We start from the raw sequence: 1,357 nt of genomic DNA, 5'->3' as shown, positions 1-1,357 counted from the left end.
GGGGGGGGGCCGCGAACCAGAAAGTGCGTGGTCCCGCCCCCGTGCTGGGCCGCGCCTCCGTCTAAGGTGGGGCGCATGGTGCAGGAATTTGAGAAGGTCGGTGTCGTCGGACTCGGCACGATGGGCGCGGGCATCGCTGAGGTGTTCGCCCGTGCGGGGTTCGACGTCACCGGGGTCGAAATCGACCAGGCCGCCCTCGACCGCGGCCGCGGCCACGTCGACACGTCCCTCTCCCGGGCCGTGAGCCGGGGCAAGATCACCGAGGAGGAGCGCGCGGCGATCGACGCCCGCCTGACGTTCACCACCTCACGTGAGGACCTCGCGGACGCCGACTTCGTCGTCGAGGCCGTGCCGGAGAGGATGGCGATCAAGCGCGACGTCTTCGGTGACCTGGACAGGATCTGCCCCCCGGGGACGATCCTGGCCACCAACACCTCCTCCCTGTCCGTCACGGAGATCGCCGCGCTCACCGGTCGTCCCGAGAAGGTCGTCGGGCTGCACTTCTTCAACCCGGCCCCCGTCATGAAGCTGGCCGAGGTGGTCACGACCGTCTCCACCAGCGAGGAGACCGTCGACATCGTCACCGAGGTCGCCAAGCGCATCGGCAAGACCCCCGTCACGGTCGGCGACCGGGCCGGGTTCGTGGCCAACGCGCTCCTGGTCCCCTACATCAACGACGCCATCCGCCTGTACGAGCGCCGTGTGGCCACTCGCGAGGAGATCGACGCCTCCGTCCAGAAGGCCGCCGGACTCCCCATGGGCCCGCTCACCCTCGCCGACCTGGTCGGCCTGGACGTGTGCCTGGCCGTCATGGACGTGCTCTGGGAGGAGTACCGCGAACCGCGCTACGTCGCCGCCCCGCTGCTGCGCCGCATGGTGGCCGCCGGGCGCCTCGGCCGCAAGTCCGGCCAGGGCTTCTACACGGGTCAGGACGACCCCGCCGAACCCCAGCCCACGGGCCGCTTCGCGGAGATGGTCCGTGAGGAGGAGAACCTGGACCTGGGCGAGATGCTCGTCGCCCCCCAGATCGACGACGCCCTGCGCATGATCGGCGACGGCTACGCCTCCGCCCGCGATGTCGACACCGCCATGCGGTTCGGCTGCGGCTACCCCAAGGGCCCCACCGAACTGCTGGAGGAGCGCGGTGCCGAGTCCGTCGTCACCACCCTGGTCGCGATGAGCGAGTACAGCCTGACCAGCATCGCGGTACCCGCGCCGCTGCTGGTGGACCAGCTGCCCGACATCGAGCACGAGGGCCACGACCACTGAGCCCCGGCTGAGCTCGCGAGGCCGTCATAGGCACAGCGAGGGGCGTACCGGGTTCCGCGCGCCCGCCCCGAGCCCCATACGAGCGTGT

At 70.7% G+C, this 1,357-nt stretch carries 1 protein-coding gene; it reads left to right on the top strand.

What is annotated here, in order from left to right:
* Nucleotides 1-75 precede the first annotated feature (75 nt).
* Nucleotides 76-1,269 (top strand): 3-hydroxyacyl-CoA dehydrogenase, encoded by a 1,194-nt coding sequence (locus D471_RS0120405; protein WP_017600336.1) that lies wholly within the window; start codon nucleotides 76-78, stop codon nucleotides 1,267-1,269.
* The last annotated feature ends 88 nt before the right edge of the window (nucleotides 1,270-1,357 follow it).

The organism is Nocardiopsis lucentensis DSM 44048 (assembly GCF_000341125.1).
Classification (GTDB): domain Bacteria; phylum Actinomycetota; class Actinomycetes; order Streptosporangiales; family Streptosporangiaceae; genus Nocardiopsis; species Nocardiopsis lucentensis.
Note: the sequence above shows the minus strand (reverse complement) of the source record. Positions and strands in the feature narration are given on the sequence as shown.